Annotated in this window: 22 protein-coding genes and 1 pseudogene; 6 read left to right on the forward strand and 17 right to left on the reverse strand. The window is 67.4% G+C overall.

The window, feature by feature from the left end; translation table 11 throughout:
* Window positions 1-6 precede the first annotated feature (6 nt).
* From A9G05_RS06665 to A9G05_RS06680, 4 genes are all read right to left on the reverse strand, one after another.
* Window positions 7-246 carry a putative motility protein gene (locus A9G05_RS06665; protein WP_205894785.1) on the reverse strand — a complete coding sequence of 80 codons (240 nt, stop codon included), beginning with the start codon at window positions 244-246 and terminating at the stop codon, window positions 7-9.
* A gap of 108 nt (window positions 247-354) precedes the next feature.
* Window positions 355-4,002 (reverse strand): translocation/assembly module TamB domain-containing protein, encoded by a 3,648-nt coding sequence (locus tag A9G05_RS06670; protein ID WP_069560223.1) that lies wholly within the window; start codon window positions 4,000-4,002, stop codon window positions 355-357.
* A complete protein-coding gene (locus A9G05_RS06675; protein ID WP_083272509.1) occupies window positions 3,999-5,729 on the reverse strand; it encodes an autotransporter assembly complex family protein in 1,731 nt (576 codons plus the stop codon). Before A9G05_RS06675 ends, A9G05_RS06670 begins: the two co-directional genes overlap by 4 nt.
* Before the next feature lie 104 nt (window positions 5,730-5,833).
* On the reverse strand, window positions 5,834-6,496 hold the full coding sequence (locus A9G05_RS06680) for a GNAT family N-acetyltransferase (RefSeq protein ID WP_069560225.1): 663 nt from the start codon (window positions 6,494-6,496) through the stop codon (window positions 5,834-5,836).
* Window positions 6,497-6,651: 155 nt separating this feature from the next.
* Between A9G05_RS06680 and xthA the strand changes: the two genes are divergently transcribed.
* Window positions 6,652-7,464: an exodeoxyribonuclease III gene (xthA, locus tag A9G05_RS06685; RefSeq protein WP_044413974.1), complete on the forward strand. Its 813-nt coding sequence runs from the start codon at window positions 6,652-6,654 to the stop codon at window positions 7,462-7,464.
* Window positions 7,465-7,504: 40 nt separating this feature from the next.
* On the opposite strand, the gene A9G05_RS06690 is transcribed toward xthA, so the two are convergent.
* Window positions 7,505-7,948 carry a hotdog fold thioesterase gene (locus tag A9G05_RS06690; RefSeq protein ID WP_069560226.1) on the reverse strand — a complete coding sequence of 148 codons (444 nt, stop codon included), beginning with the start codon at window positions 7,946-7,948 and terminating at the stop codon, window positions 7,505-7,507.
* Between the two features lie 44 nt (window positions 7,949-7,992).
* Window positions 7,993-9,660 (reverse strand): AMP-binding protein, encoded by a 1,668-nt coding sequence (locus A9G05_RS06695; protein WP_069560227.1) that lies wholly within the window; start codon window positions 9,658-9,660, stop codon window positions 7,993-7,995.
* A 265-nt stretch (window positions 9,661-9,925) separates the two neighbouring features.
* Between A9G05_RS06695 and A9G05_RS06700 the strand changes: the two genes are divergently transcribed.
* Window positions 9,926-10,912, forward strand: coding sequence for a TerC family protein (locus A9G05_RS06700; protein ID WP_069560228.1), 987 nt, complete (start codon window positions 9,926-9,928; stop codon window positions 10,910-10,912).
* A 36-nt stretch (window positions 10,913-10,948) separates the two neighbouring features.
* Here A9G05_RS06700 and A9G05_RS06705 read toward each other — a convergent pair whose 3' ends face one another.
* Genes A9G05_RS06705 through A9G05_RS06720 form a run of 4 tightly spaced genes read right to left on the reverse strand, consistent with a single transcriptional unit; the run spans window position 10,949 to window position 13,274 of the window.
* Window positions 10,949-11,386 (reverse strand): hypothetical protein, encoded by a 438-nt coding sequence (locus A9G05_RS06705; RefSeq protein WP_069560229.1) that lies wholly within the window; start codon window positions 11,384-11,386, stop codon window positions 10,949-10,951.
* 27 nt (window positions 11,387-11,413) lie between these two features.
* On the reverse strand, window positions 11,414-11,878 hold the full coding sequence (gene sixA / locus A9G05_RS06710; RefSeq protein WP_069560230.1) for a phosphohistidine phosphatase SixA: 465 nt from the start codon (window positions 11,876-11,878) through the stop codon (window positions 11,414-11,416).
* Entirely contained in the window at window positions 11,875-12,222 is a 348-nt protein-coding gene (locus tag A9G05_RS06715; protein ID WP_069560231.1) for a DUF4389 domain-containing protein, read from the reverse strand. Before A9G05_RS06715 ends, sixA begins: the two co-directional genes overlap by 4 nt.
* 29 nt (window positions 12,223-12,251) lie before the next feature.
* A complete protein-coding gene (locus A9G05_RS06720) occupies window positions 12,252-13,274 on the reverse strand; it encodes an NAD(P)H-dependent glycerol-3-phosphate dehydrogenase (RefSeq protein WP_069560232.1) in 1,023 nt (340 codons plus the stop codon).
* A 359-nt stretch (window positions 13,275-13,633) separates the two neighbouring features.
* Here A9G05_RS06720 and A9G05_RS06725 point away from each other — a divergent pair, with 359 nt between their 5' ends.
* The 3 genes from A9G05_RS06725 (at window position 13,634) to fabB (ending at window position 17,508) form a co-directional block, all read left to right on the forward strand.
* The gene (locus A9G05_RS06725; protein ID WP_083272510.1) at window positions 13,634-15,628 is read left to right on the forward strand and encodes an ATP-binding protein; all 1,995 of its coding nucleotides are present in this window, start codon (window positions 13,634-13,636) and stop codon (window positions 15,626-15,628) included.
* Window positions 15,629-15,763: 135 nt separating this feature from the next.
* Entirely contained in the window at window positions 15,764-16,279 is a 516-nt protein-coding gene (gene fabA / locus A9G05_RS06730; RefSeq protein ID WP_044413996.1) for a 3-hydroxyacyl-[acyl-carrier-protein] dehydratase FabA, read from the forward strand.
* Window positions 16,280-16,290: 11 nt separating this feature from the next.
* The gene (fabB, locus tag A9G05_RS06735) at window positions 16,291-17,508 is read left to right on the forward strand and encodes a beta-ketoacyl-ACP synthase I (protein ID WP_069560233.1); all 1,218 of its coding nucleotides are present in this window, start codon (window positions 16,291-16,293) and stop codon (window positions 17,506-17,508) included.
* A 51-nt stretch (window positions 17,509-17,559) separates the two neighbouring features.
* Here fabB and A9G05_RS27080 read toward each other — a convergent pair whose 3' ends face one another.
* A complete protein-coding gene (locus A9G05_RS27080; RefSeq protein ID WP_139131092.1) occupies window positions 17,560-17,793 on the reverse strand; it encodes a hypothetical protein in 234 nt (77 codons plus the stop codon).
* Between the two features lie 80 nt (window positions 17,794-17,873).
* On the opposite strand from A9G05_RS27080, the gene A9G05_RS06740 reads away from it, so the two are divergent.
* Window positions 17,874-19,496: a methyl-accepting chemotaxis protein gene (locus A9G05_RS06740; RefSeq protein WP_069560234.1), complete on the forward strand. Its 1,623-nt coding sequence runs from the start codon at window positions 17,874-17,876 to the stop codon at window positions 19,494-19,496.
* 206 nt (window positions 19,497-19,702) lie between these two features.
* Here A9G05_RS06740 and A9G05_RS28360 read toward each other — a convergent pair.
* The 6 genes and pseudogenes from A9G05_RS28360 to A9G05_RS06770 all read right to left on the reverse strand — a co-directional run.
* Window positions 19,703-20,065, reverse strand: a pseudogene (locus A9G05_RS28360) (response regulator); the annotation flags it as partial.
* A gap of 358 nt (window positions 20,066-20,423) precedes the next feature.
* Window positions 20,424-20,888 carry a DUF3859 domain-containing protein gene (locus tag A9G05_RS06750; protein WP_069560235.1) on the reverse strand — a complete coding sequence of 155 codons (465 nt, stop codon included), beginning with the start codon at window positions 20,886-20,888 and terminating at the stop codon, window positions 20,424-20,426.
* Between the two features lie 134 nt (window positions 20,889-21,022).
* On the reverse strand, window positions 21,023-22,441 hold the full coding sequence (locus tag A9G05_RS06755) for a short-chain fatty acid transporter (RefSeq protein WP_069560236.1): 1,419 nt from the start codon (window positions 22,439-22,441) through the stop codon (window positions 21,023-21,025).
* Window positions 22,442-22,649: 208 nt separating this feature from the next.
* Window positions 22,650-23,828, reverse strand: a complete 1,179-nt coding sequence (locus tag A9G05_RS06760; protein ID WP_069560237.1) for an acetyl-CoA C-acetyltransferase — start codon at window positions 23,826-23,828, stop codon at window positions 22,650-22,652.
* A 105-nt stretch (window positions 23,829-23,933) separates the two neighbouring features.
* Window positions 23,934-24,590, reverse strand: coding sequence for a CoA transferase subunit B (locus tag A9G05_RS06765; RefSeq protein WP_069560238.1), 657 nt, complete (start codon window positions 24,588-24,590; stop codon window positions 23,934-23,936).
* A 30-nt stretch (window positions 24,591-24,620) separates the two neighbouring features.
* Complete coding sequence (locus tag A9G05_RS06770) at window positions 24,621-25,316, reverse strand: CoA transferase subunit A (RefSeq protein ID WP_069560239.1); 696 nt, start codon at window positions 25,314-25,316, stop codon at window positions 24,621-24,623.
* Window positions 25,317-25,408: the final 92 nt, after the last annotated feature.

Genomic DNA, 25,408 nt, shown 5'->3' on the forward strand with positions numbered 1-25,408 from the left:
CCGAGGTCAGGCGGTGACGTCGATGACGTTGCCCAGGTTCGGCGGGTTGCTGTTGCTCACCGGTGCGGGCAACGCTTCCAGCAGGGCCAAAGCCCCCTGGGCCTGGAGGTCGACGGACTTGTTCAGCACCGAGACCTGCACTTTCATGGCGAGCTGGGCCGCGCTGGCGTCGGAGATGGAGCTGGCGGAAACGTCCACGGCGGCCTCGCATGACAACGGAAGGAGATGGCGGGATTCTGAGGCCATGCTGGCGCCTCGAACAGCACCGTCAGTCGCCTGGAAGGTGCGCCGTTGCGTTTGCGGTGGCACGGGAAGCCCGAGCCGCCGAGCGGAAACGTCAACTACCGCTGCCACCTAGAAATCCCGCCTGTAGAACAGGTCCAGCGAGCTGGCCAGGCCGCTGGCGGCTTCCAGGTAGAGGCGCCGGGTCAATTCGTAGCGCAACGCAACCACGCTGGTGGGCTCCAGTACGCCGAGGCCGTAGCGGATGCTGAGGCGATCGGTGAGCACGCCGGTGGCGCCGTCGTCGCCGATCTGGAAGTCCTTGAGGCCAAGCTTCTGCGCCAGGTCGCTGGTCAGCGAAGAACTGCCGGACAAGCCCAGCGCCAGGGCGGCCTGACCCAGGGCGTTGCCGTCGCTGCCGCGCTCCAGGGGGCGCCCCAGTACCAGGTAGGACAGCGCCTGTTCCTGGCTCATGGCCGGGGTGGAGAACACTTGGGTGGTCGGCTCGTCGGCACGGCCGTTGAGGCGGATGCCAGCGGTGACGTCGCCGATCTTGCGCACCGCTTCCACGTCCAGGTAGGGCTGGTCCAGCGGGCCAGCGAACAGCAGGCGTGCGCGGCGCAGGTCGAGGCGCTGGCCGTAGGCGCGGTAGCGGCCGTTCTTCAGGTTCAGTTCGCCGCGCGCGGCCAGGTTGTCGCCGACCTTGAGGTGCCCGGCGAGGTCGGCGGTCAGGCCGAAGCCGCTGAAGCTGAGCCGCTCCTGGCCCACTTCGACGTTGACGTCCATGGCCAGTTGCAGCGGGGCTTCCTCGTCCTGTTCGCCCACCAGGTGGGCATCCGACGAGAGCCGCACGGCCTGGGGCGGCAGTTCGCGGATCTTGATGGTGCCCCGGGGAACGCGCACGGTGCCGGACAGTGCCAACCGCCCTTCGGCCATATGCACACGCAGGTCGGGGTCAACATCGAGGTTGGCATAGGGCTCCACCGCCACCGGCAGGCTGTTGCCGCGCAGGGTCAGGTCCACGTCCAGGCCCTGGCTCCAGGCGAGGCTGCCGCCCAGGCTGCCCTGGCCCTTGTCGCCACCGGTCCAGGTGCCGGACAGCTCGACCCGCTCGCCGGCGATGTGCGCATCCAGCTTGAGGTCTTCGATCCGCGTGGGCAGTTCGCCACCCACCAGGCGGCCTCCGCCCAGGCGCACCTGCCCGATCACGTTGGGTGCCAGCAGGGTGCCGCCGAGGGTGCCGCTGCCGTCGAGGCGCCCTTCCAGCTCCTCCACACCCCGGGCGAAGGGGCGCAGCACGGCGAGGTCCAGGCCCTCCAACTGGAAGTCGCCCTGCAGCGGCTTGCGGGTCGGGCGCGGGTCGATGCGAGCGTCCAGGCGCAGGCGGCCGAGCTTGCCGCCCTCGAACAGCAGGCGGCTGTCCACCCGCTGCGGGCGCAGGCTGCTCTCCAGGCGCAGGCTCTGGTAGGGGAAGTCCAGCCATTGGCCCTTGGCCCCCTCCTCCCGCACCCGCAGCACGCCGCTGCCGGCATCCAGCAGGATGCGGCCGCTGGGGCCGGTGGACGGCAGTTGCAGCCGCAAGTCGCCGTCCAACTGTCCCTGCCAGGCGAAGTCATCCGGCAGCCAGGGCGCCAGGCTGGCCAGGGGGAAGTCCCGCAGGCGGTAATCCAGATTGGGTTCGGGCATCAGGCGCTGCTGGCCGGCGCAGAGGCTGGCTTCGCCGGAGCGCCAGCAATGGGCGCCCAGGTCCAGGCGGCCGTCGGCCAGGCGCTGCAGCGAGGCGGCCTGCTCCAGGCGCCAGTCCTGGGTGCCGAGCCGCACGTCGCCACGGCTGAGGCGACCGCGCCAGTCGCCGTCCTTCAGTTGCCCGTCGAGGGCCAGGCCAAGCCCGAGGTCGGGTCCCTTCAAGCTCAGCTCGGCCTGCTGCCGCTGGAGCGTGCCCGAGCCGGTCAGGCGCAGGTCACCCAGGGCGCGCTCGCCGGACTCGAGGTCGTCGGCATCGAGTTGCAGGGTGCCGTTCTGCCGGGCATCCAGCCTGGCCTGCAAGCGCAGTTGACGCAGGCGCTGGGGGCCAAGGCCGATCCGCTGGCCATCGAGGGAAAGTTGGCCCTGGGGCGCGTCGAGGCTGCCGGCGAGGTCGAGGCGCCCCTTGAGGCTGCCGAACAGGCCGGGCCAGAGCTGGCCAAGCCGATTGAGGGCGATGTCCAGGCGGCCGTCGAGGCGCTGCTCCAGGCGGCCCTGACCGTCGATGCGGTTGTCGCCCAGGCGTGCCTGGACCTGCTCCAGCGTCCAGCGCTGCCCTTCGCCACGGGCCTTGGCTTGCAGCACGGCGGGCTGGCCGCGCAACTGGCCCTTGAGGTCGAGGTCCGCCATGAGGGCGAGGCGATCGGCCATGCGCCCCTGGCTGGCGAGGTTGCCGGCCAGGCGACCGGGCAGCTCGGCGACCCAGTAGGCGGGGTCGAGGTCCTTGAGGGCGAGCTGGGCGTCCCAATCCACACCGTTGGCGAAGCCCACCTGGACGCGCCCCTGGGCCTTGCCCTGACCGGCGGCCAGACGCAGGTCGGCCAGTTCCACCTGGCCCAGATCACCCTTGAGCGGGCTGGCGAGGGTGAAGTCACCGGCCGGCCCCTTCAGGGCGGCGTCGAGTTGCCCGTGGTAGCGGCCATCGAGGTACTGCACCTGGCCGTCGAGGCGCTGCAGGCTGACGGGCGGCTCGTCAATCGCGGGATACAGCCGGCGCCAGGGGAAGTCACGCCAGGCGATACGGGCGTCCAGGGCCAGGGCCTGTTGCCAGTCGATCCGCCCACTCAGGTCGAGCGTCTGTTCCGGCGCGGCCACCAGGGCCAGTTGCTTGAGGTCCGCGCCCTTGGCATCCACACGGCCGGCCAGGTCGAGGCGTACATCACCGCCCTCGCCCGGCAGGCTGGCGTGCCCTTCGACCGCGTAGCCCTGCGCCAGGTCGCCCTGGGCCTGGAGGGTGAGTTGCTGCAATTGCAGGGTGTCGGGCAGGTCCGCCGAGGGCTTGAAGGCGTCCACTTTCAGGGTGGCGGAGGCAGGCAGATGGTCGGCCAGGGGCTGCAGTTCGCCCTCCAGGCGGCCTTGCAGGTAACCGGTGCTGTCGGCCTGGACGGTCAGTTGCCCTTGCAGGTCGCCCTTGGCGTGCAACGCCAGTGACCAGGCCTGGCTACCGGGCGCCGGCAACGCCAGGGTGCCGGTCGCCTCCAGCGGCCAATCCCCGCTGGGGGTGAGGTGCCCCTGCAGCTCCAGCGCGAGGTCGTCACGACGGAGGCTGACACGTTCCAGGGTGAGCCCGTCCGCCAGCCAGGTGGCGCGAAGCTGGAGATCGGCCAGCAGCGCCTCGCCATCCAGGCTGAGGCGCCCCAGGCGAGCCTCGCCCAGGCGGATGCCGACCGGCAGCGCGAGGGCGGGCAGGCGGACGGGGCCATCGTCAGTGCTGCCGCCCTCCCCCGGGAACGACAGGGCCACCTCGTCGGCGGCCAGTTGGTCGATGCACAGCGTCATGCCCAGCAGGCAGCCGGGCTGCCAGTCCAGGCGCGGGGCCGTGACCTCGACCACGTCTTCGCCCTGACGCCACACCAGGCGCTGTGCCTGCCATTGGCCGCCCAGGTGGCCGCTGAAACCCTCTACTTCCAACCCCGGCACCAGGCCCAGTGCCCAGCGGGCGCCGCCCTCGCTGCCCAGCAGCCAGGCGCCGATCGCTCCCACACCAGCCAGGGTGAGCCCCAGGGCGAGCAACGCCCCCTTGACCACGCGCCTCACAGTTCCGGCCCCATGGAGAAGTGGATGCGGAAGCCGCCGGGATCATCCAGGGCCTTGGCCAGGTCGAGGCGGATGGGACCCACCGGAGAGACCCAGCGCACGCCGATGCCGGCGCCGGTCTTGAGCTTGTCCTTGAGGTTGTTGACGGCGTTGCCGCGGTCGACGAAGGCGGCGATGCGCCAGCGCTCGGCAACGGGGTACTGGTATTCGGCACTGCCCACCACCATGTAGCGGCCGCCGACCTTGTTGCCCTGGCGATCCTCGGGGGAGAGCGTCTGGTAGTCATAGCCCCGCACGCTCTGGTCACCACCGGCGAAGAAGCGCAGCGAGGGCGGAATGGCACCGTAGTCGGTGGTGGCGATGCCGCCGGCCTGGACACGACCGAGCAGGCGATGACCGCCCGGGAGGGTGTAGAGCCCCTTGGCCATGGCGCTGGCGTAGGTCATGTCGGCCTCGGACAGCACGCCCTCCTTGGCGGCGCGCACGTCCATTTGTAGGTGGTAGCCCTGGCTGGGGTCGAGGCGGCTGTCGCTGCGGGTGACGCTGTAGCCGATGCCGGGGATGAGGAAGCTGCTGCGCCCGTTGGGGCTGCCGTCACCGAAGTCGTAGATCTCCTGCTCCCAGCGCAGGGAGACGACCCGCTGCCAGTCGTCCGGCAGCTTGGACTGCCATTGGCTGCCCAGGGTGAAGCGGCGGCTTTCGACGTCGGTGAGCTGTTCGCGCTGGAAGCCGCTGGTGAAGCGCAGGCTGTCGGTCAGCGGCGGGTCGAGGGGGATTTCGTACCAGGTGCCGACGCTCTGCCGTGCCGTGGAGATTTCGCTTTCCGCCCCCAGGCGGTGGCCTTGGGGGTTGATCCAGTGGCGGGTCCAGTTGGCCCGGGCGCGGGGGCCGACGTCGGTGGAGAAGCCCACGCCCAGGCCCAGGGTGCGGGGTTTGACGGCGCCGAGACGCACCTTCACCGGGATCAGCCGGCCGGTACCGGGCTCCGGCTGGGCATCCACCCGCACTTCCTCGAAGTAGCCACTGGCCTGGAGGTTCTGGCTGAGCTTGGCAACCTGGTCGGCGTCGTAGGGCGTGTTGGGCGGGAACGGCACCAGGCGCGCCAGCAGTTCGGGGTCGAAGGGGGTGTCGCCGTCGAAGGCGACCCGGCCGAGTGCGTAGCGCGGCCCGCTGTCGTAGATCAGTTCGATGTCGGCGACACCGGCACGGGGGTCGATGTCCAGCCGCTGGGAACGGAAGCGGCCATCGAAGAAGCCATAACGCAGGGCCTGGCTCTGGATGAGTTTCTTGGCGTCTTCGTAGAGCCCGTGGTTGAGCGGCTCGCCCGGGGCCAGGGTTTTGCTTTTCGGCACCTTGAAGGCCTTGAGGTCAGCGGCTTCACCCTCCACCCGCACCGTCACCTGGCGCAGGCGGACGGGCTCGCCGGGCTGCACGTCCAGTCGCAGGACCGGGTCCTTGCCGGGGCGTACCTGGCTGTCGATCTCCGCCTGGTAGTAGCCGAGGGCCTGCGCCGCCTGGCGCGCCTGCTCTTCGGCGGCACGACGGAAACGACGCAGGGCGGTTTCATCTCGATCCCCCAGGCTGCCGATGAAGGCTTCGATATTGGCCTTCAACGCGGCATTGGCCGGGGTCACTTTCACTTCCAGCGAGGCCTTGGCCAGCGCAAGCGGGCACAGGGCCGACAGCGCGAGTGCCAGGAGGCCGCGCATTCCTTGACGAACATTCATGCGCGGGATGCTAGCACGGCGTTCCGCTGCCTTTCTTCAGTAGCAGGCGCCTCGTCGGCCGAGGATTTCGTGGCGCGATGTGTCGGGCTGACAGCCATGGCGGCTCAGGCGCTTACGCCAACGCCCTCCAGCGCCTGGGCCGGATTGGGGTGGAAGAAGACCCGCTCCAGCACCGGCCCGACGGCGACCTCGCCGAGCAACTGGTAGCCCTGGCGCTGGTAGAAATCGAGGTAGCGCGGGTTGCCGGTGTCCAGCACCACGCCCTGGGACCCGGCATCCTCGGCGCACCACTCATGCAGCGCCTGGAGCAGTCGCTCGCCCAGTTGGCGCCCCTGGAACTCCGGGTGGATGCCGAGCAATGGCAGCACGTGGTAGGGGCCGGGTGGCAGGCAGGCGAGCACTGCCTCGTGGTATTCGAGGAAGCGCCGGGTGCAACCCAGGCCGGTGGTCAGCAGCATGCGCAGTCGCCAACCCCAGCTTTCGGTGATATCCAGCCGCCGCTGGGGCGGGGCGATGAGGGCGATGCCCACCAGGCGCTCTTCGATCAGCAGGCCGATGGCCGGCTGCTCTTCGATGAAGTGCTGCCTGACCAGTTCCCGTACCGTGGCGCGTACGCGCTGGTCATAGCCGGGTCGCTCGGCATCCAGCAGGTAGGCGTAAGTGGGCTCATGCCGGTAGGCATGGTAGAGCAGCGAGCGGGCCTCACGGCTGTAGCCGCGGTCGAGCAGGCGCACTTCGACGGGCGCTTGGGTGACGTATCCGGGCATGCACGGTGTCCTCGTTGTTCTGGTTATGGTGGCCGCGATGGGCAGGCGCCCCGGCTGGCTGAAAAGCTAGCAGCCGCCCTGCCCTGCCGCCATGTGCTGGCAGGGCCGGCGGGCGTTGGGCTAGCATTCGATACTTTTTCCGGATGGCTGCCCCCATGAAGATCGTTTCGTTCAACATCAACGGCCTGCGCGCCCGCCCCCACCAGTTGGAGGCGCTGATCGCCAAGCACCAGCCCGACGTGATCGGTCTGCAGGAGACCAAGGTGGCCGACGAGCAGTTCCCGGAAGCGGAGATCCGCCAGCTCGGCTACCACGTCCACTACCACGGGCAGAAAGGCCACTACGGCGTGGCGCTGCTGTCGCGCCAGGCGCCGCTGGAGCTGCACAAGGGCTTCCCGGGGGATGACGAGGACGCCCAGCGCCGCTTCATCTACGGCACCTTCGCCGACGAACAGGGCAACCCGGTGACGGTGATGAACGGCTACTTCCCCCAGGGCGAGAGCCGCGACCACCCGGTGAAGTTCCCGGCCAAGCAACGCTTCTACGCCGACCTGCAGGCACTGCTGGAAAGCCGCTTCGCCCCCTCCCAGCCGCTGGTGGTGATGGGCGACATCAATATCTCGCCGGAAGACTGCGACATCGGCATCGGCGAGGAAAACCGCAAGCGCTGGCTGAAGACCGGCAAGTGCAGCTTCCTGCCGGAAGAGCGCGAGTGGCTGGCCACCCTGAAGGGCTGGGGCCTGGTGGACAGCTTCCGCCACCTCCACCCCGAGGTGAACGACCGCTTCAGTTGGTTCGACTACCGCAGCCGCGGTTTCGAAGACACCCCCAAGCGCGGCCTGCGCATCGACGTGATCCTCGCCAGCCAGCCGCTGCAGGCGCGCCTGCGCGATGCCGGGATCGACTACGACCTGCGCGGCATGGAGAAACCCTCCGACCATGCGCCGATCTGGTTGGACCTGGCATGAATGAAAAGGGGCCGCTGAAGCGGCCCCTTTCTTTTGCGCATCAACTGCGTGGTGGCTCCTCCCCCAGGGGGACGATGGCCATGGTCAGCCGCGAGATGCAGCTGGGCTTGCCATCGTCGCCGCTGAGGCGAATGTCCCATACCTGGGTGGAGCGCCCCAGGTGCACCGGCCGGGCAACCGCAGTGACCCGGCCGCTGCGCAGTCCGCGCAGGTGGTTGGCGTTCACTTCCAGCCCCACGCAGTAGAAACGGCTGTTGTCGATGCACAGGTAGGCGGCGGTGGAGCCGAGGGTTTCGGCCAGCACCACGGACGCGCCACCGTGGAGCAGGCCATAGGGTTGGTGGGTGCGACCGTCCACCACCATGCTGGCGGTGATCGAGCCCTCGTCGAAGGCTTCGAAGCGGATGTCCAGCACCTCGCCGATGGTGTTGCGCAGGGTGGCGTTGAGGCGGTCCAGATCTGGGGTTTCGCGCCACAGGCTCATGTCGACTCCTTGGTGGATAGGCGCCGGGGCAACCGGCGCGGACTTCAGTCGTGCCAGAGCACCGTTTCGCGACGCGCGATCCACTCAGGGAAACGCGGCCCGTAGGTGCCTTCGACAACGTTGCGCTTGATCTTCAGGGTCGGCGTGAGGAAACCGTTGTCCACCGCCCAGACCTCTTTCACCAGCACCAGGCCGAGCAGGCGCTCGTGCTTGTCCAGCGCCTGGTTGACCTCGTCGAGCAGGGTCCGGAGGCTGCCTTCCAACTGCTCACGGGTGCCATTGCCGGCCTCCTGGCGGCCCACCTCGGAGAGTACGCAGAGGGCCATCGGCTGCGGCAGGCCGTCCCCGACCACGCACACCTGCTCGATGCGGGTGTGCACGGCCAGGCGGTTCTCGATGGGGGCGGGAGCGACGTACTTGCCCTTGCTGGTCTTGAAGATTTCCTTGATGCGACCTGTGAGCCGCAGGTTGCCGTCGGCGTCCTGCTCGCCCTTGTCGCCGGTGCGCAGGAAGCCGTCGGAGGTGATGGTGTCGGCGGTGCGTTCCGGGTCCTTGTAGTAGCCCTGCATGGTGGCGCCACTGCGGACCTGGACTTCCCCTTCCTCGCTGATGCGCACTTCGACGCCGGGGCTGTTGCGGCCGATCCAGCCGGTCTTCTGCTCGCCGGGGCGACAAACATGGGAATAACCGCAGTTCTCGGTCATGCCGTAGACCTCCAGTACGTCCAGCCCCAGGCGCTTGTACCAGTGCAGCAGCGCCTCGGGCACCGGGGCCGCGCCGCACAAGGCAACGCGCACGGCGTCGAGCCCCAGGCCGGCGAGCACCTTGCGCCCGATGAAGCGGCCGATCAACGGCAGACGCAACAGGCGGTCCAGCCTCTGGGCGGGCATTTTCTCGAAGACGCCCATCTGGAACTTGGTCCAGATGCGCGGCACGCCGAAGATCGCCGTGGGCCGCGCGCGGCGCAGGTCACGGAGGAAGGTATCGAGGCTTTCGGCGAAGAACACCGTCTGCCCGGCGTAGAGGGAGGCCATCTCGACAAACATCCGCTCGGCCACGTGACACAGCGGCAGGTAGGACAGCAGGCGATCGTTCTCGCTGGTGTTGAAGAGCTTCACGCCGTGCTCGGCAGCGAAGGCAAAGTTGCCGAAGCTCTGCATGACGCCTTTCGGCGTGCCGGTGGTGCCGGAGGTGTAGATGATGGTGGCGAGCTGCTCGGGGCGGGTGCGGGGGTTGTCACGGATGGGGGTCGAATCCAGCAGGTCCGACCAGGCGTAGTCGAAGGCACCCTCGGGGTGGATGGGCAGCGCGATGGTCGCCACACCCTCGGGAATCCCAGCGCTCATGGCGGGCCAGTCGTCCAGCTTGCCAATGAACGCCAGGGCGCTTTCGGAGTGCTCCAGCACCTGGCGGACGGACTCGGCGGTGAGGTTCGGGTAGAGCGGCACGGATACGTGCCCGGCCATCCAGATCGCCAGGTCGGCCACGATCCAGTGGGCACAGTTCTTGGAAATGATCGCGATGCGGCTGCCCGGGGGGAGGTCGCGCCCCCTGAGCCAACTGGCGGCGCGTCGCGCCTGGTCGCCGACATCGCCCCAGGTCAGCTCCTCCACCTGGCCACCCGCCATGGGCTGCACCAGGTAACGCTTGTTGGGATGACGTGCTTCGCGCTCGAAGAACATGTCGAGCGGCAAACGGACTGCATCAGCCACAGGGCCTCCTCCTTTTTTATTCTTTTGAATCGGGGACAACCAAGCACTTGCTTGGGCGACTATTCCACGCACGCCATCCCAGGCGCAAGTTAAGAAATGTATCGACCGTGGCCTCTGCCGAAGGCATACACAATTTGCAAAAAGGCCGGCTTGAGTGGGTATGAGGGGGTCCGTATTCTCGCCGCCATGACGCCGGGCCCCTCTGACGGTTAGCGCCGCCATGTCGGAGTCATAGTTGGTTCAATTCGACTGAAAGGAGGGGCTCGTGACTGCCCTGGATGCGTTTCTCTTCGCCGACTTCCTCGGCACCCCAACCTGGCTCTGGCTGGTCTTCATCACCATCGTCGTGTCTCTGCTGGCCTTCGACCTCGGCGTGCTCCACCGCAAGGAGCGCGAGATCGGCGTGAAGGAAAGCCTGATGCTCTCCGCCGGCTACATCACTGCGGGCCTGCTGTTCGGTCTATGGGTCTGGCACCAGAAAGGTGCCGACTCGAGCATGGACTACCTCACCGGCTTCCTGATCGAGAAGTCGCTGTCGATGGACAACGTGTTCCTGATGGCGATGATCTTCAGCTTCCTGGCCATCCCGCGGCAGTACCAGCACAAGGTGCTGTTCTGGGGAATCATGGGCGTGATCGTGCTGCGTGGCGTGATGATCGCCCTGGGCGCCGCACTGATCCATGAGTTCAGCTGGATCCTCTATGTGTTCGGCGTGTTCCTGGTCATCACCGGCGTGAAGATGCTGTTCGCCAAGGTGGACGATGAGCCGAACCTGGCGGAGAACCGTTTCGTGCGCTTCCTGCGACGCCACATGCGGATCACCAACGAGCTCCATGGCCAGCGCTTCTTCGTCCGCCAGCCGGACGCCAACGGCCGTGTCGTGCTCTGGGGTACGCCGCTGCTGCTGGCACTGGTGCTGATCGAGCTGGCCGACCTGGTGTTCGCGGTGGACAGCGTCCCGGCGATCTTCGCCATCACCCAGGACCCCTTCATCGTCTACACCTCCAACATTTTCGCCATCCTCGGCCTCCGCGCCCTGTACTTCGCCCTGGCGGCGCTCATCCACCGCTTCGCCTACCTGAAGTACGCCCTGGCCCTGGTGCTGGTGTTCATCGGCGGCAAGATCTTCCTGGTGGGCTTCATCGGCAAGATCCCTCCGGTCATCTCCTTGAGCGTGACCCTCAGCCTGCTGATCGGCGGCGTACTGTTCTCGCTCTGGAAGACGAGGGGCGACAAGGTCCCCAGCCACTGACCCGACAGCGCCCGGCCCCTTGGCCGGGCGCTTCGTTCAGGGGGACTCGGGGTTGGGGAACCAGGCCTCCAGGCCCGGTTTGTCGGTGTCGACCTTCGGGTCGTAGATGTAGCCCGAGACCCTTGGGTAGTTGTCCAGGTCGTTGCGCCAGAGCAGCGTCCCTTCGTACGGATGGCCATTGCGCGTGAGGGTGATACGCAACTGGGTCGCGGTATCGACAATCTCCGACTCGACGAAGGTCGCCCGCCCCGCCCAGACCTCCTCGCCCACCTCCCAATGCAGCGCCATCTCGCCTTCGTGCAGGTAGACCTTGAGGTCACCGCTGTAGGGCGTGCCGCTGTCCGGCAGGCGGCCCACCACCCAGTAGCGGCCGACGAAGTAGGACGGGTCGGGATGATCGGCAGCGCCGGCGAACGGGATGCAGGCCACGGCCAGGAGCCAGACGAGTGCCTGGCGAGTGAAATCATGGATCACGGCAGTCTTCCTTGAACCCCACCGGGGTCACAGGCGATGGGGATGATGAAGCGCGCGCAGGTCCATCAGCCCAACCAGGGGCATCGCGCCGTCGAGTTCGGCCAGGCTGGCGGTGCTCATGGCCAATGGCTGTTGGCGATGACCGTGGACGAGCAGGCCGGCAAGTTCCCCTACGAACGGGTTGTGGGTCACCAGCAGCAACTGGCTCTCCTCCCGCCGGGCAAGCCGGTCGAGCGCTTCGCGCGGGTCGCTTTCCGGGGTCAGCCAGCCCTCTACCAACACCGGCCCCTGGAATGCCAGGGCCTCGACCACCAGTTCGGCCGTCTGCCGGGCGCGCAGGTAGGGGCTGACGATGATCGCATCCAAGGGCGCTCCCGCCAGGCGGGCTGCAGCCTGCAGCACCTCCTGGCGGCCGTTGCGGGTCAGCGGGCGCTCCGCATCGGAGGCGGCCCGGGGCTCTGCCTCGCCGTGGCGCAGCAACCAGAGCTTCACAGCTTCGGCTCTTCGTCACGCGCCGGGTGGGGCGCCGGTGGCACGCTGTGGGCGGCCTCGCCTTCCGGTGCACGCGGGGCAGGCCAATCGGCGAAGGGCCAGGGTTTTTCCTCGGTATTGAAGGTGCCGAAGCGGCCGATCTGCGCCAGGTACTGGCTAAGGCTGTCACCGAAGGCCATCAGCCCGCCGTTGGGCGCGCCGTAGAAGGCGCGGTAGCCCAGTTGGGCCAGCACCACCACGCCAAGCACGATCTCGGCCAACTGCCAGACGATGACGAAGATCAGCATCCACAACACACGCAGCAGGATGGACTCGCGCTGCAGGTCTTCTTGCTCATTGCTCATGGTTAGCTCCTGGTCCTGGGGCGGCTGGTTCAGAAGCCGCTGGTGGGGATGAAGTCGACGTCGGTCTTCGGCTCGCCGCGCATCAGCACCTCGATCACCTGGGCCAGGGTGCGCCCTTCGAAGAGGATGGCGTGCAGGCCGGAAACCAGCGGCATGTAGACCTGCAACTCCTCGGCGCGGGCCTTCAGCACCTTGAGGGTGTTGACCCCTTCGGCCACCTCGCCCAGCCTGGCCACGGCATCCTCCAGGGACAGCCCCTCGCCCAGGGCAAAGCCCACCTGGTAGTTGCGGCTCTTGGGCGAGGAGCAGGTGACGATCAGGTCACCGACGCCGGCCAGGCCGAGGAAGGTCATGGGGTTGGCACCGAGCTTGACGGCGAAGCGGGTCATCTCCGCCAGTGCCCGGGTGATCAGCATGCTCTTGGTGTTCTCGCCCATGCCCAGGGCGGCGGCCATGCCGGCGATGATGGCGTAGACGTTCTTCAGCGCGCCGCCCAGCTCCACGCCGAAGCGGTCGGCGCTGGCGTAGACGCGGAAGGTCTTGCCGTGCAGGGCCTGCTGCACGCGCTGGCAGAGTTCGGCGTCTTCGCTGGCGACCACGGTAGCGGTCAGCGCGTGATCGGCCACTTCCTTGGCCAGGTTCGGGCCGGAGAGCACACCGATCCGCGCCTTGGGCGCCACGTCTTCGAGGATCTGGCTCATGAGCTTGAAGCTCTGCGCCTCGATACCCTTGGTCAGGCTCACCAGCAGCTTGCCTTCGAGCTGCTCGGCCACCGGCTCCAGAGCCTTGCGCAGGGCGCTGGAGGGGATGGCCACGAACACCAGGTCGCAGGCCGCCAGCACGGCGGGAAGGTCGGAACTGGGGCTGACCCCGGGGTGGATCTTCACCCCCTTGAGGTAGCGGGGGTTCTCGCGGTTCTGGCGAATCGCCTCGGCCTGCTGGGGGTCACGCATCCACTGCAGCACGCTGTTGCCGTTCTCGGCGAGGAGGTTGGCAATCGCGGTGCCGAAGCTGCCGCCACCCAGCACTGCGATCGATTGATCTCGAGTCATAACCAGTCCATGTAGAGCCACCCGGGTGGCGAATCCGCGCATTATACGGAGGCCCGAGCGACCAACCAGTCTCAAACCGGGCATCTGCCACTGGTCAAGCCGCGGGGGAGCGACGAAAATCCTGCATCTAATGTGACCGCTTCGTGGTTTTACGGTGCCGGACACCCGCCGAACGGCCATCACTCAACCTGGCAAGCCCCGCACCGAGACCCCTGCATGCCTCCACGCCCTTCACCCGCCCTCTCTATCCGACGGCCCGCACGCCGCCACGGTGCCCCGGGCGGGCGCGACCAAAGCGGAAACGCCCGGGAGCTGCTGCACATTGACTCCACGCTTACGGTCCCAGGAGGCACCACCCGATGACCCGCAGCTGGGATATCCACACCCGCACCCAACTCATCAGCCTCGGTCCCGCCCTGCTGCTGACCTTGCTGCTGACCGGCTTCTTCACCTTCGCCCGGCTGCAGGACCTGCGCCAGGAACTCAACCACACCGGCCAACTGATCGCCAACCAGTTGGCGCCGGCAGCCGAATACGGCGTGATCGCCGGCAATCGCCCAGTCCTGGAAGGCCTGCTCAAGGCCACCCTGGACACCCCCCATGTGCGCTTCCTGGAGGTGCGCGACCAGGACGACGCCATCCTTGCCTACGTCGAGCAGCCCGGCACCCTCGAGCGCAACGGGGCACAGGTGGAAATCTTCCACGCACCGATACGCCTGCAGCAGGTGAAGCTGGGCAACGAGACGCTGTTTCATGCCGGACGTAGCGAAAGCAAACTGGCCACCGGCTACCTCGGGCGCGTGGTGGTCGGCATGTCCAACGATGCGTTCAGCAGCCGCCAGCAGGAGATCCTGCTCAAGGCCACACTGTTGGCGCTGTTCGCCCTGGTCCTCACCTTCCTGGTAGCACGCCGCCTGGCCATCCGCCTTTCACAGCCCATCAGCGCCATGGGCCAGGCGGTGGAAGCCATCCAGGCCGGCAACTACCAGGCCAGCCTGCCGGTGATGGAGGAAGGCGAACTGGGCGATCTGGCCCGCCACATCAATAACCTCGCCAACGGCCTCGACCGGGCCAGCCGTGAACAGCGCCAGGCCATCGACCAGTTGATCGCCGCGCGGGAAGAAGCCGAGCAGGCCAACCGTGCCAAGTCCGACTTCCTGGCGATGATGAGCCATGAGCTGCGCACACCGATGAACGGCGTGCTGGGCATGCTGCAACTTCTTGAAACAACCGAGATGACCCAGGAGCAGGCCGAGTACGCCGCCCTGGCCACCGAATCCACCGAGCATCTGCTGAAGGTGATCAACGACATCCTCGACTTCTCCCGCATCGAGCGTGGCGCGCTGGAACTGGAGCGCATCGCCTTCAATCTGCTGGAGCTGATCAACGGCTCGGTGCAGGTGTTCCAGCACAGCGCCCAGCAGCGCGGCCTGGCGTTGATCATTGATACCCAGCCCGGCCTGGAGCAGGTGGAAGTCCAGGGCGACCCGACCCGTATCCGGCAGATCCTGGTGAACCTGGTCGGCAACGCCCTCAAGTTCACCGAGGAAGGCAGCATCCGCGTGGTCACCCAGTGGCAAGCACTGGACGACCAGGTGCTCTGGCTCACCTGCGCGGTGCACGACAGCGGCATCGGCATTCCACCAGAGCGGCTGGAGCACATGTTCGACGCCTTCCAGCAGGCCGACAGCTCCATTTCCCGGCGCTACGGCGGCACCGGCCTCGGCCTGCCCATCGCCCGCACCCTGGCCGAGCGCATGGGTGGCACCCTGCGCGCCGAAAGCCACCAGGACCAGGGCTCGGTCTTCACCCTGGAGATTCCCCTGCCCTTCCGCCAGCAGGCCATCCGCGCGGAGGACCCACACACGGACCCGGCCATGGCAGGCAACGGCCAGGATGTGTTGCTGGTGGAGGACAACCCGGTCAACCAGACCGTGATCGAAGCCATGCTGCGCAGCCTCGGCTACCGCGTCAGCCTGGTCAGCGACGGTGCCCAGGCCGTGCAGGCGGCCTCTCGAAAGGGGTTTTCCGCCATTCTCATGGACTGCAGGCTGCCGGTACTCGATGGCTATGAAGCCACCCGTCAGATTCGCGGCATGAATGGTGATGCCCGGGTGCCCATCATCGCCCTCACCGCCAACGCCCTGCAGGGCGACCGCGAGGCGTGCCTGGAAGCCGGTATGAACGATTACCTCGCCAAGCCGTTCAAACGGGCAGACCTGCAGCGTGTACTGCAGCGCTGGCTGGGCGGCGCGACCGATTGCCCCCCGACCTTCGGTGAGTGGTCAGCGGGTGATAAAGTGCAGCAGGCTGTGCCCTCGGACCCGACCCCGCGCGACCCGGGACGATCGTAATGCAGGTGTACGAGTGTACTCTGTGACTTTCACTGCAACGCAACAGTCTATGACTAGTCTGCCGATTCGGCGCTATGCGCACGGCAGTGGACGAAATGCCAAGCCCTGCAGTACGGGGACCATTTAGGAGCTCGCATGACAAGACAAAACGCCTATTCCCGGGAAGACCTGCTGCGCTGCAGTCGCGGTGAGCTGTTCGGACCTGGTAATGCGCAACTGCCCGCCCCCAACATGCTGATGATCGACCGGATCGTTCACATCAGCGAAACCGGCGGGAAGTACGGCAAGGGCGAAATCGTCGCCGAGCTCGACATCAACCCCGACCTGTGGTTCTTCGCCTGCCACTTCGAGGGCGACCCGGTGATGCCGGGCTGCCTGGGCCTGGATGCCATGTGGCAACTGGTGGGCTTCTACCTCGGCTGGCAGGGCAACCCCGGCCGCGGCCGCGCACTGGGCTCGGGCGAGGTGAAATTCTTCGGTCAGATCCTGCCGACCGCCAAGAAGATCACCTACAACATCCAGATCAAGCGCACCATCAACCGCTCGCTGATCCTCGGCATCGCCGATGGCACCGTCAGCGTCGACGGGCGCGAGATCTACAGCGCGGAAGGCCTCCGCGTCGGCCTCTTCACTTCAACTGACAGCTTCTAAGGGTTATCCGCATGCGTCGCGTCGTGATCACCGGCCTGGGCATCGTTTCCTGCCTGGGCAATGACAAGGAAACCGTATCCACCAACCTGCGTGCCGGCCGTGCCGGTATCCGCCACAACCCGGCCTACGCCGAGATGGGCTTGCGCAGCCACGTTTCCGGTTCCGTCGACCTGAACCTGGAAGAGCTGATCGATCGCAAGATCTTCCGCTTCATGGGTGACGCCGCTGCCTACGCCTACCTGGCGATGGAGCAGGCGATCAAGGACTCCGGCCTGACGCCCGAGCAGATATCCAACCCCCGCACCGGCCTCATCGCCGGCTCCGGTGGCGCGTCCACCGTCAACCAGATGGAAGCCATCGACACCCTGCGCGACAAGGGCGTCAAGCGCATCGGCCCATACCGCGTGACCCGTACCATGGGCAGCACCGTTTCCGCGTGCCTGGCCACCCCCTTCCAGATCAAGGGCGTGAACTTCTCCATCTCCTCCGCCTGCGCCACCAGTGCGCACTGCATCGGCCAGGCCATGGAACAGATCCAGCTCGGCAAGCAGGACGTGGTCTTTGCCGGTGGCGGCGAGGAAGAGCACTGGAGCCAGAGCTGCCTGTTCGACGCCATGGGTGCCCTCTCCACCCAGTACAACGACACCCCCGAGAAGGCCTCCCGCGCCTACGACGCCAAGCGTGACGGTTTCGTCATCGCCGGCGGCGGCGGCATGGTGGTGGTCGAGGAACTGGAGCACGCCCTCAAGCGCGGCGCCAAGATCTACGCCGAGATCGTCGGCTACGGTGCCACCTCCGACGGCTACGACATGGTCGCCCCGAGCGGCGAAGGTGCGGTCCGCTGCATGCAGCAGGCCCTGTCCACCGTCCAGGCCCCGATCGACTACCTCAACACCCACGGCACCTCCACCCCGGTAGGCGACGTGGCGGAGATCCGCGGCGTACGCGAAGTCTTCGGCGACAAGGCCCCGGTGATCAGCTCCACCAAGAGCCTGTCCGGCCACAGCCTGGGTGCCGCCGGCGTCCACGAGGCGATCTACTGCCTGCTGATGATGGAAGGCAACTTCATCGCCGCCTCGGCCAACATCGACGAACTGGACCCGGAAGTGGCCGACATGCCGATCCTTCGCCAGGTTCGCGAAGACGCCAAGCTGGACACGGTCATGTCCAACAGCTTCGGCTTCGGCGGCACCAACGCCACCCTGGTGCTGCAGCGCTTCAAGGGCTGACCTGCCCATTGGTGACACCTGAAGGCCCGTATCTCCGGATACGGGCCTTTTTCATGCCCCGCATAAAACCGGCATCAGATCTTTCCCAAACCCCGCCGCCGCATTCAAACCCTGCGCAACCTGAGCACTTGCACCCGCGCCGCCTGCGGCTTTGCCGTCATACCGCCAGGCGCAGGGGACAAGATCGAGCGCTTCTGAAAGCCCCCGCTCCTGCTGCCAGAAGAGAAGTGGCGGTTGCAGCCGAAGCGCACGCCCCTGGTGATCGCCAGCACCGCCGAAGAACATGCCCAGGCCGGGCTCCGCAGACCAGCAGGAATACCTATACTCCACCGCGTCCCCCGCCTGGCCCCCACGGAGAAGTGCCCATGTTCCTGCGCCAGTTCCCCATCGCCCCGCGCGCCGCCTCGAGTTTTGCCCTCATCACCCTGCTGCTGATCTTCACCGGCCTGTTCTCGCTGAACCGCATGTCGGTGATCAACGATGCCTCCACCGATATGAGCCAGAGCTGGATACCGAGCCTCAGGAACCTGGCCAAGCTGGAACTGCTGACCACCGAAATGCGCCAGGTGCAGTTGGGCCACTTGCTCGCCGAAGCCAGCACCAAGCCCCCTCTTGAGCAGCGCCTGCAGGAGCTTGACGCCAGCCTGATCAAGACCAGCCAGGCCTACGAGAAGGACATGGACGCCGGGCGTGACACTGAACTGTTCCGCACCTTCCAGCAGCATTACAAACGCTTTCAGGACGAATCCACCCAGTTGCTGAACCTCTCCCACAGCGGCGACAGCGCAAGCGCCTACCGCCTTGCCCAGGGCTCGCTGCTGGACAACTACCGCGCCACCACAAAGACCCTTCAGGCCCTGCTGGACTACAACACCGAAGGCGCCGAGCAGGCCAACGTAAAGGCCGACAAGGACTACGCCAGCGCCAAGAGCGCCGTGCTCAGCGTGCTGGCCCTGGCGGTACTGGCCACCGTGCTGCTGGCCTGGCTGCTGACGCGCAGCATCACCCAGCCGCTGCACATCGCCGTGCACGCCGCCGATGTAGTGGCCAGCGGCGACCTCACAGGGCCCATCGACACCGCCGGCCGGGACGAACCCGCACAGTTGCTCACCGCCCTGAAGAAAATGCAGCAACAACTGCGCGGCACCATCGAGCAGATCAGCCACTCGGCCACCCAGCTCGCCTCGGCGGCCGAGGAGATGAGCGCCATCACCGAGGAAAGCAACCGCACCCTCAGCCAGCAGCACGACGAGATCCAGATGGCCGCCACGGCGGTAAACGAAATGACCGCCGCCGTCGAGGAAGTGGCCCGCAACGCCGCCGGCACCTCCGAGGCCTCCCGGGCTTCCGAACAATCGGCCCATGCCGGACGCAACCGGGTCGAACAGACCGTCCAGGCGATCCGTCACATGAGCGAAGACGTCGCCCAGACCAGCCAGTTGGTGGAGGGCCTGGCCGAACGCGCGCAGAACATCAGCAAGGTGCTCGACGTGATCCGCGCCATCGCCGAGCAGACCAACCTGCTGGCCCTCAACGCCGCCATCGAAGCTGCCCGCGCCGGCGAGCAGGGACGCGGCTTCGCCGTGGTCGCCGACGAGGTGCGCGCCCTCGCCCACCGCACCCAGGAGTCCACCCGTGAAATCGAACAGATGATCGGCAACATCCAGAGCGGCACCGGCGAGGCGGTCAGCGCCATGAGTCAGAACGACCAGCGTGCCCGCCAAATGCTGGAGATCGCCGAAGCCGCCGGCACTGCCCTGGTGGAGATCGCCGAGCAGGTCAGCCACATCAACGAGCGTACCCTGGTGATCGCCAGCGCCGCCGAAGAGCAGGCCCAGGTCGCCCGCGAGGTGGACCGCAACCTGGTCAACATCCGTGACCTGTCCACCCAGACGGCCACCGGCGCCAACGAAACCTCCACCGCCAGCTACCAGCTCTCGCGCCTGGCCCTGGAACTCAACGCCATGGTGGCGCGCTTCACCGTCTAGTCCGCCTAGCCTCAGGCTGCGTGGCGCACCCCGTCACGCGGCGCACGCTCCAGCCTCAGCACCCGCCCGGATGACCGGGCGCGGCCCCGCATCACCCCCCACGCCACCATCAGGCTGACCAGCAGCGCCAACCCCAGGTGTACAACGCCCATGGCCGGGCTGCCCCAGGTACACAGCAACACACCAAGAGCCGGCGCACGCTGGTAGCGACGCAGCACGGTCTTGATCCGAGCCAGCAGTTCGCGGGGATCGAAGGGCTTGGCCACGTAGTCGTCGGCGCCCACTTCCAGACCGATGGTGCGGTCCACGGCGCTGCCGGCGCCGGACACCATGATCACCGGCAGGTCGTGGTGCTCGCGCAGGTAGCGGGCGAGGCTCAAGCCGTCCTTGCCGGGCAGGCCGACGTCCAGCAGCACCAGGTCCGGCAAGCCGGCTGCCAGGGCAGCGCGCATGCTGCCGCTGTCACAGGCTGTCTCCACCTGGTAGGCGTGGCCGCCCAGGTAGTCCTGCAGCAGTTCGCGCACCTCGGCATCGTCGCCCACCACCAGAATCCTCACCGGCGCCACCATGGTCCTCGCTCATCCCTTCGGTTGGAATCGCGCGACTATAACGCGGCGCCAGGTCGGCGAGCAGTCCCACCGTGGGCGGGACAGCGCGAGGCCTTGCGCCGGGGGATGGCAGGCTGAAATCGAGGCGGAACGGCGTCCGGGCACACGGGCAGGCCCCGGCATCGCTCTCGCCGTTGTCCATCCTCGTCGCAGGGGGCACGCTGTTCCTGTTGTTGGAGCGGGGAGTGAATCGGGCACGAAAGTGCAAGCGCGGCAGCCGAGCAGTCGTCATCCGGGGAGGAAGATCACAGGTGCCTGAGGCACGACGGGCCTGGCCCGCAAGGAGGGACCGCCCGGCAGAACCGGGCGGCAGAGGCGGTCAACGGACCTCGAAACGCTTCTCGGCGAGCAGCCGGTCACCCTGGAACACCATGAAGTGCCAGGCACCGGGCACCACTTCGTGGGTCTCGGTGAACTCGTAGGCCATCACGTCCTTGGGGGCGCCCGGGGCCATCTTCTGGATCACCTCGAACTTGTCGTGGCGCTGGCCGTCGGGAGTGGTCACGCCCGGAGTGAGGTACAGCAGGGTCAGCGGCGTGTCGTTCTCACGCTTGCCGACAAGGGTGTAGCGCAGGCCGAACTTGGTGCCGAGCCGGGCCGGCACCACCTCGGTCTGCTGGATGGTCTGGTCGCCGCTGGTCAGCACGCGCTCACCGGGCTTGAAGTCCTGATAGCGGCTCTCAAACACGCCGTACTCCACCGGCCCTTCCACCCGGACATCGGCCCAGGCCGCTCCGGACGCCAGGCCGAGGGCGATCAGCGCACTCAGTCGGGTTGCTTTCATGTCGCGCTCCTTGGTTGGGATGGCGGCAGGCTATGACACGTTCATGACCGACTGATGACAGCTTGCCGACCGCCCTCCTCCCCAGCGCCAGCCGGCGACGGCGCGGGCCGTGCTGCCCGCGCCGCCGCCTGCCTTCAGGGCATCACCGGCGGGATGTAGGTCAGGGTCCGGCCCAGCGCCCAGAGCATCACCAGCACCAGCGGCGCATGCACCAGCAGCTGCACGAAGGAGAAGCCGATCAGGTCCCGCGCCTTCAACCCCAGCACGCCCAGCAGCGGCAGCATGTAAAAGGGGTTGATCAGGTTCGGCAGCGCCTCGGCGGCGTTGTAGATCTGCACCGCCCAGCCCAGGTGGTACTGCAGGTCGTTGGCCACCTGCATCACATAGGGCGCCTCGATGATCCACTTGCCACCACCGGAGGGGATGAAGAAGCCCAGCACCGCCGAGTACACGCCCATCAGCAGCGCGTAGGTGTCGTGGCTGGCGATCTGCACGAAGAAGGTGGAGATGTGGTGTGCCAGGGTCTGGCCGTCGCTGCCGTTCACGGTGGTCATCAGCGCAGCGATGGAGCCATAGAGAGGGAACTGGATCAGCACCCCGGTGGTGGTCGGCACCGCCCGGGCCACGGCATCGAGGAAGCTGCGCGGGCGCCAGTGCAGCAACGCGCCGGTCATGATGAACAGCAGGTTGTAGGTGTTGAGGCCGGAGATGGCGGTGATTGCCGGCTTGCTGGCGAACTCCTGGGCCAGCCAGCCGCCGGCCAGGGCCACCAGCAGGATGATCAGCAACGGGCTGTGTTCCAGCCACTCGCCCGGGCGGGTCGGCTTGGCCTGGGGCGGCGCGGTGAAGCTCGGGTCCACCCCGCAGGCCTTGGCGTCGCGGGCATTGGCGGCGCTCGGCGCGGTCATGTAGGCCACCACCAGGGACACCACGATGAGTGCCAGCAGCATGACCCCGGATTGCCAGAGGAAGATCGTCTCGGTGAACGGAATCACCCCGGTGATCGCCAGGATCGACGGCGGCAGGCTGGCCGGGTTGGCCTGCAACTGCGCCGCCGACGACGACAAGCCCAGCGCCCACACGGCGCCCAGGCCCAGGTAGGCCGCCGCACCGGCGGCGCGGTAATCCATCTTCAACTCCTCCCGGCGTGCCAGGGCCCGCACCAGCAGGCCGCCGAACACCAGGGACAGGCCCCAGTTGAGCAGCGACGCGAGCATGGACACCAGCGCCACCCAGGCCACTGCCGAGCGGCCGTTCTTCGGCACCCGCGCCAGGCGGTCGATGAGTTTCGACGCCGGCCCGGAGCTGGCGACCACATAGCCGCCGATGACCACGAAAGCCATCTGCATGGTGAAGGGAATCAGGCTCCAGAACCCGTCGCCGAAGGCCTTGGCCGCCTGGCTGGCAGGCGCGCCCATGGCCAGCACGGCCAGGGTCACCAGCATCACGGCCGCGGCGGCAAAGACCCAGGAATCGGGGAACCAGCGCTCGGCCCAGGCGGAGCACCGCATGGCAAAACGGGCGGAGCGGCTTTCTTGGAGTTGCGTGACCATCGGTCTACCTCACTGTTGTTCTTGTCGGCCAGGCATGGTGGGCACCGGCACTGGATAGGGTGGAGCGGCTCGGGGATCTGCGCCCCCTGTGGGTCTGAAACGACGACACCACGCCAGGGCGTGGTACGTCCCGCCCCGCGCGGGTGCGCGGAGCGTTGCGTGAACAAGCGAATGGCCGGGCCGACCGGGGCGTCAGCCCGGCAGGGGATCAGCGCTCGATGGCCAGGGCCACGCCCTGTCCGCCGCCGATGCACAGGGTTGCCAGGCCCTTCTTCGCATCGCGCTTGATCATCTCGTGCAGCAGGGTCACCAGCACGCGGCAGCCGGAGGCGCCGATGGGGTGGCCGAGGGCGATGGCGCCGCCGCTGACATTGACCTTGCTCGCATCCCAGCCCAGCTCCTGGCCCACGGACAGGGCCTGGGCGGCGAAGGCTTCGTTGGCTTCGATCAGGTCCAGCTCGCCGAGGTTCCAGCCCGCTTTCTCCAGGCAGCGGCGGGTCGCCGAGACCGGGCCGATGCCCATGATCGCCGGGTCGACACCGGCGCTGGCGTAGCTGGCGATGCGCGCCAGCACCGGCAGGCCGAGGGCCTTGGCCTTGTCGGCGCTCATCAGCAGCACGGCGGCGGCGCCGTCGTTGAGGCTGGAGGCGTTGCCGGCAGTGACGCTGCCGTCCTTCTTGAAGGCCGGTTTGAGCTTGGCCAGGGACTCGGCGGTGGTGCCGGCGCGGGGCTGCTCGTCGGTGGCGAAGGCGATGGGCTCGCCCTTCTTCTGCGGGATCAGGATGGGGGTGATCTCATCCTTGAAGCGCCCACCTTCGATGGCCGCGCAGGCCTTCTGCTGGGAGGCGGCGGCGAAGGCGTCCTGGGCTTCACGGCTGATGCCGTACTTCTCCACCAGGTTCTCGGCGGTGATACCCATGTGGTAGTCGTTGAAGGCGTCCCACAGGCCGTCCTGGATCATGGTGTCCACCAGCTTGGCGTGGCCCATGCGCAGGCCGGTGCGGGCACCGGGCATCACGTAGGGGGCGAGGCTCATGTTCTCCTGGCCGCCGGCGATCACCACCTCGGCATCGCCGCAGCGGATGGCCTGGGCCGCGAGGTGCAGGGCCTTGAGGCCGGAGCCGCAGACCTTGTTCAGGGTCAGGGCCGGCACGGCGTGGGGCAGCCCGGCGAGGATGGCGGCCTGGCGGGCGGGGTTCTGGCCGCTGCCGGCGGTGAGCACCTGGCCGAGGATGACCTCGTCGACCTGGGCCCCGTCGAGGCCGGTCTGGGCCAGCAACTGGCGGATCACGGCGGCGCCCAGTTCCGGCGCGGGGATGTTGGCCAGGGCGCCCTGGAAGCTGCCGATGGCGGTACGGGTGGCGGCAACGATGACGACGTCTTGCATGTCGATTCCTCCTCTCGGCCAGGCCACAGCGGGCCTGGCCGGTCAACAAAAAACCGCCCCGGGAACCGCCATGCGTGGTGGCGGCGCGTCGGGGCGGCAGGGTAATCAGAAGCTCATTTCGATCACATCGTCCGGCACCACCAGCGGCCCGGCGGTCTTGGCGACGATCTCCTCCACGCTCACCCCGGGGGCGCGCTCGCGGAGGATGAAGGTGCCGTTCTCGATCTCCAGGTAGGCCAGGTCGGTGAGCACCTTGCGGATGCAGCCGCACCCGGTCAGCGGCAGGCTGCAATGTTTGAGAAGCTTGGACTCACCGTCCTTCGAGGCGTGGGTCATGGTGACGATGATGTTGTCGGCACCGGCCACCAGGTCCATCGCGCCGCCCATGCCCTTGACCAGCTTGCCGGGGATCATCCAGGAGGCGATGTTGCCGTTGACGTCCACCTCGAACGCCCCCAACACGGTGAGGTCCACGTGCCCGCCGCGGATCATCGCGAAGGACTCGGAGGAGTCGAAGATCGCCGCGCCCTTGACCGCCGTGACGGTCTGCTTGCCGGCGTTGATCATGTCGGCGTCCACTTCCGCCTCGGTGGGGAAGGCGCCCATGCCCAGCAGGCCGTTCTCGGACTGCAGCATCACCTCCATGCCCTCGGGCACGTAGTTGGCCACCAGGGTGGGGATGCCGATCCCCAGGTTCACGTAGTAGCCGTCCTTCAGTTCGCGGGCCACGCGCTGGGCCATCTGTTCGCGGGTCAGTGCCATGTCGGTTTCCTCGGATTCGTCGTGTCGTGGTCAGCGAGTGGTGCGCTTTTCGATGCGCTTCTCGAAGGAGCCCTGGATGATGCGGTCGACATAGATGCCCGGAGTGTGGATCTGCGCCGGGTCCAGCTCGCCCGGCTCGACGATCTCCTCCACCTCCACCACCGTGATGCGCCCGGCGGTGGCCACCACCGGGTTGAAGTTGCGCGCGGTGTGGCGGTAGATCACGTTGCCGTAATGGTCGGCCTTCCAGCCCTTGACGATGGCGAAGTCACCGGTGATGGACGGTTCGAGGATGTAGTGGCGGCCGTTGAACTGGCGCGCTTCCTTGCCCTCGGCCACCGGAGTGCCGTAGCCGGTGGCGGTGTAGAAGGCCGGGATGCCGGCACCGCCGGCGCGCAGCTTCTCGGCCAGGGTGCCCTGGGGCGTGAGTTCCACCTCCAGCTCACCGGAGAGCAGTTGCTGCTCGAACAGCGCGTTCTCGCCCACGTAGGAGGCGATCATCTTGCGGATCTGCCGGTCCTCCAGCAGCACGCCCAGGCCGAAGCCATCAACGCCGCAGTTGTTGGAGACCACGGTGAGGTCACGCACCCCGCGCCGCCGGATCTCGGCGATCAGGTTCTCCGGAATGCCGCAGAGGCCGAAGCCCCCGGCCAGGACGGTCATGCCATCGGTGAGCCCGTCGAGGGCTTCCGCGTAACTGCCTACACGCTTGTCGAGTCCGCTCATCGCTGATCCTCTGTTGTTGTTCTGCCTGGCCTGCCGGCCGGTGAGTGGAATGCAGCTTCACCCGCACGGACTCATTTGTTAATTTTGTTTTT

The sequence above is a fragment of the Pseudomonas sp. ENNP23 genome (assembly GCF_001728945.1).
In the GTDB taxonomy this organism is placed as follows: domain Bacteria; phylum Pseudomonadota; class Gammaproteobacteria; order Pseudomonadales; family Pseudomonadaceae; genus Metapseudomonas; species Metapseudomonas otitidis.

Excerpts from the sequence above, each read along its gene's own strand:
- A9G05_RS06770 (WP_069560239.1), bottom strand. The coding sequence starts at position 25,316 with ATGAGCGGACTCGACAAGCGTGTAGGCAGTTACGCGGAAGCCCTCGAC.
- A9G05_RS06680 (WP_069560225.1), bottom strand. The coding sequence starts at position 6,496 with ATGCCCGGATACGTCACCCAAGCGCCCGTCGAAGTGCGCCTGCTCGAC.
- A9G05_RS06665 (WP_205894785.1), bottom strand. The coding sequence starts at position 246 with ATGGCCTCAGAATCCCGCCATCTCCTTCCGTTGTCATGCGAGGCCGCC.
- A9G05_RS06750 (WP_069560235.1), bottom strand. The coding sequence starts at position 20,888 with ATGAAAGCAACCCGACTGAGTGCGCTGATCGCCCTCGGCCTGGCGTCC.
- fabA (WP_044413996.1), top strand. The coding sequence starts at position 15,764 with ATGACAAGACAAAACGCCTATTCCCGGGAAGACCTGCTGCGCTGCAGT.
- A9G05_RS06675 (WP_083272509.1), bottom strand. The coding sequence starts at position 5,729 with ATGAATGTTCGTCAAGGAATGCGCGGCCTCCTGGCACTCGCGCTGTCG.
- A9G05_RS06725 (WP_083272510.1), top strand. The coding sequence starts at position 13,634 with ATGACCCGCAGCTGGGATATCCACACCCGCACCCAACTCATCAGCCTC.
- A9G05_RS06760 (WP_069560237.1), bottom strand. The coding sequence starts at position 23,828 with ATGCAAGACGTCGTCATCGTTGCCGCCACCCGTACCGCCATCGGCAGC.
- A9G05_RS06690 (WP_069560226.1), bottom strand. The coding sequence starts at position 7,948 with ATGAGCCTGTGGCGCGAAACCCCAGATCTGGACCGCCTCAACGCCACC.
- A9G05_RS06765 (WP_069560238.1), bottom strand. The coding sequence starts at position 24,590 with ATGGCACTGACCCGCGAACAGATGGCCCAGCGCGTGGCCCGCGAACTG.
- A9G05_RS06755 (WP_069560236.1), bottom strand. The coding sequence starts at position 22,441 with ATGGTCACGCAACTCCAAGAAAGCCGCTCCGCCCGTTTTGCCATGCGG.
- fabB (WP_069560233.1), top strand. The coding sequence starts at position 16,291 with ATGCGTCGCGTCGTGATCACCGGCCTGGGCATCGTTTCCTGCCTGGGC.
- A9G05_RS06720 (WP_069560232.1), bottom strand. The coding sequence starts at position 13,274 with ATGACTCGAGATCAATCGATCGCAGTGCTGGGTGGCGGCAGCTTCGGC.
- A9G05_RS06740 (WP_069560234.1), top strand. The coding sequence starts at position 17,874 with ATGTTCCTGCGCCAGTTCCCCATCGCCCCGCGCGCCGCCTCGAGTTTT.
- A9G05_RS27080 (WP_139131092.1), bottom strand. The coding sequence starts at position 17,793 with ATGTTCTTCGGCGGTGCTGGCGATCACCAGGGGCGTGCGCTTCGGCTG.
- A9G05_RS06715 (WP_069560231.1), bottom strand. The coding sequence starts at position 12,222 with ATGAGCAATGAGCAAGAAGACCTGCAGCGCGAGTCCATCCTGCTGCGT.
- xthA (WP_044413974.1), top strand. The coding sequence starts at position 6,652 with ATGAAGATCGTTTCGTTCAACATCAACGGCCTGCGCGCCCGCCCCCAC.